Genomic DNA, 5,532 nt, shown 5'->3' with positions numbered 1-5,532 from the left:
CGGCCAGCTTGACCTGTTCGGGCGGGGTCTCCGGCCGTGCCTTGAGGTGGGAATGCCGGATGATCTCGGGCGGGGTCGCCAGGCCCAGCTCTTGCCCTGGTACCGCACATCCAGGCGAGTCAAATCGAACGCACGCGGATCAACGCGCCCGGCGAGCCGGCGTAACCAGCTCCGCACCGTCCCCACCAGGTGGCCCAGCCCCGCGGCGATCGGCCGCCCCCAAACCCGCGCGCCTTCGCTGCCAACGCGGCCATGATCACCGACGCCACGAAGCCGGGATGGCCTGGTGCTGCCAGACGGTTGGGTCCGGCGGGCGAGATCAGGCGGTATACGACAGAAACCAGTGGTAAGGCTCGGCAAGCATGGCGCCGGCTCGAATGTGGGCAGGGGCCGGGGATGCAGTGCGCGACCGTCCGATAGCCCTCGCTGCGCAAGTTTAGTTTTCACCTGTTTATTTACGCTCGTTTAGCGGTTATGGTAGTTGCGTCTTAGCGGGGAGACTCGGGCGCCGCGTCACATTCCGGATACGAGAGCCAGGCGCCTGACGGGTCGCCTTGGAAGGTCGGGGTGCCACACGAAGGGAGAGATGACATGACCGCAACTGTGCCTGCTCGTCCGTATCACGACGTGGATATCTCGAGCGCCGCGTTCTGGAGGCTTCCGTTCGAGCAACGCGACTCGTCGTTCGCTCAGCTGCGACGCGAGGCGCCGGTGAGCTGGCACCCACCGATGGAGGTCCCCGACTTACCGCCAGAGGTTCACGGTGAGCCTGGTTTCTGGGCGCTCGTGCGCGCCCGTGAGATCGCGTTCGCGAGCGAAAACCACGCGCTGTTCAGCTCCGACTCGCATCGCTACTGGGGCGTTTCGTTTCCGCCCAGGAATCCGAAGCCGGCGCCGACGTTCCTGGAGATGGATCCCCCGGAGCACACGCGATACCGGCGCATCATGAGCGGCGCGTTCACGCCTCGGGCAGTCCGTCGACTCTCCGAGAAGATCGAACAGCGTGCTGAGGAGATCGTCGAGCGCGTGATCGGCGCCGGTGAGATCGACTTCGTCCGCGAAGTCGCGTCGAAGCTCCCCATGCTCACCGTTGCTGACATGATCGGTGTGCCCGGCAGTCTCGCGGAGGAGTTCGCCGAAGCGGGGGACAAGGCGATGGGTGCGAACGATCCAGCCATCGCGGGAGACGCAGATCCGCAGCAGTTCTTCCAGGACCAACTCGTCATTCTGCGCGAGATCGGACTTGAGCTCATCCGCGAGCGTCGGGCCAACCCTCGGGATGACCTCGCAACAGCGCTCGCTCTCGCCGATTTCGATGGCAGGCACCTCACTGAGGACGAGATCGAGTCAGTCATGCTTCTGCTGAGTGTCGCAGGCAATGACACGACAAAGCAGACAACCTCGCACACCGTCGTTCAGCTGTGGCGGAACCCCGATCAGAAGGCGTGGCTGACCGAGGACTTTGAGGGGCGCATCGACAGGTCGATCGAAGAGTTCGTCCGTCATGCATCGCCTGTCATTGAGTTCGCGCGGACCGCGACACAGGATGTGGAGATCGCCGGCCAGGTGATTCCCGCCGGCGACAAGGTCGTGCTCTTCTACGCCTCGGCGAACCGCGATGACGCTGAGTTCGAGGACCCGGACCGGTTCGATCTCACCCGTCCACCTCACCCGCACACCGGGTTCGGGGGCCGTGGCGTGCACTACTGCCTCGGTAATCACCTTGGCCGAGCGCAGCTCAAGGCCCTGTTCCGGCAGCTGCTCACCAAGCTTCCGAACATGGAGGTCGGTGAGCCCGAGCCGCTGGTGAGCGAGTTCATCCATGGCATCCGACGGCTCCCCGTCCGGATCCCCTGAACATCCGTACGGAGAGCCGCCGTGACCAAGAGGCCATGTCGATCGGGGCCGCTGCACGGGCATCGGCATGTGCGAAGCCGTTGCCCCCAACCACTTCGAGGTCGATGACGAGGCCGAGGTCACCCTTCTCGTGGAGGAGGTCACCGAGAAAGACCGGGCGCTCATCGAGGAAGCTGTACGGGCCTGCCCCGCCCTGGCCCTGAGGTTGGAGGAGGCGTGAGCGCGCCGATGCCGCTACGGCTGGTCATCGTCGGGTGCTCGCTCGCCGGGCTGCGGGCCGCCCAAGCAGCACGCCGCGAGGGCTTCGAGGGCTCGGTCGTGTCCGCTGGGCTGTCGATGTCGCTGACCTTGCGCCGGTTCATCGCGTCGATCGTGTCGCGCACGCCTTCCGATGCGTGGGGCAAGGCGGTCAGATCGATGCGAAAGCCGTCCACCAACAAACTCCGTCCTCGGCTCGTCTCCAGGTCATGGCACACCCTAGGCACCTCGAGAACGGGGCACGGCCGGTTGGTGATCATTCGCACGAACGGCGGAGTCCGGACTCGCGAGACACGCGACGGCCGTGCTGATCGGGGTGTGCGCCTGGGCACGACGGCCCGGCTGATCTGGGGCGACCCGACCAACCACTGGGGCACCGGGACCGGGCGCCCCAGGCAAGCGACACTGAGGTCTGAGGCCAGTGAACGTGACGTGCAGGTGGAGTCAGCAATCGAGGAGTAGACACGACGGCAGCCGGAGAACAGCACACCACATCGGCCCCGAATTCTATGACCCGAGCGCGCTACGGAAGCGGAGATGACCGTCATCGTTCTCATCGCCGCACCCGAAGGACGGCGCGGACATCGCCTCACCCGGTGGCTGGTCGAAGCAATGCCGGCGTGACTTCGTCGACAACTCGGTCGGCATATCCGCGACGCCTTTGGGAGCTGCTTGCAGCCCGAGTCGGAGACGGTCAAGCCGTCGAGCCCGTGAACAAAGTCCACGGCTGGACTGTACGAACCGCCGGGTGTGACAGATGGCGCCCTGTTGACTTCCGCAGGAACCGCGCTCGGCAGCTGGTGTCCTCGAGGTCCATGACGAGATTCTTCGCGGCTTGGGCGACCCGCGAAGCGGTCGGGTGTGCGGTGGTGCCCAGGATCCGGATCTGCCGGGTAGTGTGCTCGATGACGGCGAGCACGTACATTCTTGTTCCGGACAGGGTGACCGTCTCGAAGAAGTCGCACGCCAGCAAGGCGTCGGCCTGCGAGCGCAGGAAGTTGGCCCACGTGCTGGAGTTTCCGGTCGGGTGCCGGATCGATCCCAGCAGCCTGCACGATTTCCCAGACGGTCGAGGCGGCTACTTTTACGCCCAGGAAGAGCAATTCGCCGTGGAGTCGGCGGTATCCCCAGCTGGGGTTCTCCTTGGCCAGGCGCAGCACCAAGGCCCGGACGGAGCGTACGGTGTGTGGCCGGCCAGGGGGCTTCGGTTTGGAAGCGGTGGCATGGCGGCGTGCGATGAGGTCGCGGTGCCAGCGCGGCACCGTGTCCGGGCGTACCAGCAACGGCAACCTGCGCAGGACGTTCCGTGGCAGCCGGTGCAGTAGCGCTGCCAGGAACGCCCGATCGTTTGGAATGAACCGCACCCCGTTCTTGCCGAGTTGCCGCTCCAGCACCGTGATCTGATGGCGCAAGGCGAGGATCTCGACGTCCTTCTCCCGGTCACTCATCGGCAGCAGGCGCAGCATGGCGAACGTATTCGTCACCCCCCAGGTAGGCCAGTCGCAACAGCACAGTCGATCATCATGTCGTGGCGTTCGACAGCAGCGAAAGCGTCCGCTCGAGCGACTACGGTCGACCTACCGGACACCGCCGCATACCGGGGCGGACGAGGTTATCGGCAAGGGCACCGCCATTGACCTTGGTCCTCTCCGCTCTCGAATCCGTCACAAGCCGAGCCAGGTTGCGTAGCCGGTGAGATCGACGTTGGCTCTGCGGTGCAGGGTCACCAGGTCCGCGGTGCTTTCGCGCACCATCGGATGCAACCGGGTTTGCTGCGGCCATCACCGTCGCCTTCAAGAAACCGAAAGGCGGCGAACTCACCGGCGATCAGAAAGCCCACAACAAGTCTCTCAACGGCAAACGAGCCGTCGAGAGCGTCGTGGATGTCCGCGCAATGCCCGTGAGTCTGTTGAGAGTGCCGTAGTCACCAACAGACTCACGGGGCTTCAGTTCAGCTGCGGAGGTCGAACACCAGCCGGGCCCTGACCTGGCCTTTCTCGACCTCCTCGAAGCAGGTGTTGACCTCGTCGAGGCGGCGGGCCTCCCGGATTACCTTGGTGCGGCCCTGCTGGTGGAGGCGGAACACCTCGTCCAGGTCACCGCGGGTGCCCACGATCGAGCCGACGATGGTGATGCCGTTGAGCACGGTTTCGAAGATCGGCAGCTGTACGTGGTTGTCCGCTGGCAGCGCGACGAAAACCAGCTTGCCGCCCCGGCGCAGCGAGCTGTACGCCTGCTCGAATGCCGTCGGCGCCACTGCGACCGAGATCGCGGCGTCGGCGCCGCCGAGGTCCTTGATCGCCCGCACCGGGTCCTCGGTGAGCGCGTTGACGGTGTGGTCTGCCCCGAGTTCCCGAGCGAGTTCGAGCTTCTCGTCGACCACGTCCACCGCCACTACCCGCGCGCCGAAGATCTTGGCGTACTGCACGGCCAGGTGCCCGAGTCCGCCGATGCCGAACACGGCGACCGTGGACGCGGGACGGGCTCCGGAGAGCTTCACCGCCTTGTAGGTCGTGACCCCGGCGCAGGTCAGCGGCGCGGCGTCCAGCGGGTCCACCCCGTCCGGGACCTTGGCGACGTACTTCGCCGACGCCTTGGCGTACTCGGCGTACCCGCCGTCGATGAAGTAGCCGGTGTTGAGCTGTTTCTCGCACAGGGTTTCCCAGCCGCTGGTGCAGTAGTCGCAGACACCGCAGGCGATCCCCAGCCAGGGAATCGCCACCCGGTCGCCTTCGGCCACTTCAGTGACCTCCGGACCGACGCACTCGACGATGCCGACGCCCTCGTGCCCGGGGATGAGCGGGAGCTTGGGCTTGACCGGCCAGTCCCCGTGCGCCGCGTGGATGTCGGTGTGGCACAGGCCGGAGGTTTCGATTTTCACGACGATCTCTCCCGGCCCCGGCTCGGGCTTGGGAACCTCGTCGATGGTCAGCTCGTTCGCGAAGTTGTGGACGACTGCGGCTTTCATTGACAACTCCTAGGCGGTGCTTGTTGATTCTTGCCGGGAATCGGCTTGCGATCTGGTGGCCGTTCTCGCTACGACGAGGTTCGGCGCTGAGTAACCAGGAGTCCTTTGTAACCGCCGTCAACGTCGGGGGGAGCTCTCCGAACGGTCAGTTCTGGGTGCGACCACAGTTGCTGGAGGAAACGTTTGGAGGCAGCGGCAATTCACTGTTGCACCAACAAAACCCGAAGCACCGCGGCACATGGGTACCACCCGGCAGGCCGGGGACAGGGATGGAGCATCGGCCTGCCGGGCGGCGGTCTGGGGCATCAGTCGTCGCTGGACTTGTTCAGGCCCTTGGAGATCAGCGTCATGACCGACGAGTCGGCGAGGGTGGTGACGTCGCCGACTTCGCGGTTTTCCGCGACGTCGCGCAGCAGCCGTCGCATGATCTTGCCGGAGCGGGTTTTGGG

General features: G+C 65.5%; 3 protein-coding genes and 1 pseudogene. 3 read left to right on the top strand and 1 reads right to left on the bottom strand.

Annotation, left to right across the window (positions count from 1 at the left end):
- Positions 1 to 591 precede the first annotated feature (591 nt).
- The 3 genes and pseudogenes from AB0I53_RS49110 to AB0I53_RS49100 all read left to right on the top strand — a co-directional run bounded on the left by AB0I53_RS49110 (position 592) and on the right by AB0I53_RS49100 (position 2,577).
- Positions 592 to 1,857: a cytochrome P450 gene (locus AB0I53_RS49110; RefSeq protein WP_358618015.1), complete on the top strand. Its 1,266-nt coding sequence runs from the start codon at positions 592 to 594 to the stop codon at positions 1,855 to 1,857.
- 46 nt (positions 1,858 to 1,903) lie between these two features.
- Positions 1,904 to 2,077 (top strand): annotated as a pseudogene (locus AB0I53_RS49105) (ferredoxin); the annotation flags it as partial.
- Positions 2,074 to 2,577, top strand: coding sequence for a hypothetical protein (locus AB0I53_RS49100; protein ID WP_358618012.1), 504 nt, complete (start codon positions 2,074 to 2,076; stop codon positions 2,575 to 2,577). The pseudogene AB0I53_RS49105 and the gene AB0I53_RS49100, both read left to right, overlap by 4 nt.
- Before the next feature lie 1,489 nt (positions 2,578 to 4,066).
- Here the strand turns inward: AB0I53_RS49100 and adhP are convergent.
- The gene (gene adhP, locus AB0I53_RS49095; RefSeq protein WP_358618009.1) at positions 4,067 to 5,083 is read right to left on the bottom strand and encodes an alcohol dehydrogenase AdhP; all 1,017 of its coding nucleotides are present in this window, start codon (positions 5,081 to 5,083) and stop codon (positions 4,067 to 4,069) included.
- Positions 5,084 to 5,532 lie beyond the last annotated feature (449 nt).

It is taken from the genome of Saccharopolyspora sp. NPDC050389 (assembly GCF_040655595.1).
Classification (GTDB): domain Bacteria; phylum Actinomycetota; class Actinomycetes; order Mycobacteriales; family Pseudonocardiaceae; genus Saccharopolyspora.
The sequence above is the reverse complement of the archived record's forward strand: the minus strand, read 5'-3'. Positions and strand labels throughout refer to the sequence as shown.

Excerpts from the sequence above, each read along its gene's own strand:
- adhP (WP_358618009.1), bottom strand. The coding sequence starts at position 5,083 with ATGAAAGCCGCAGTCGTCCACAACTTCGCGAACGAGCTGACCATCGAC.
- AB0I53_RS49110 (WP_358618015.1), top strand. The coding sequence starts at position 592 with ATGACCGCAACTGTGCCTGCTCGTCCGTATCACGACGTGGATATCTCG.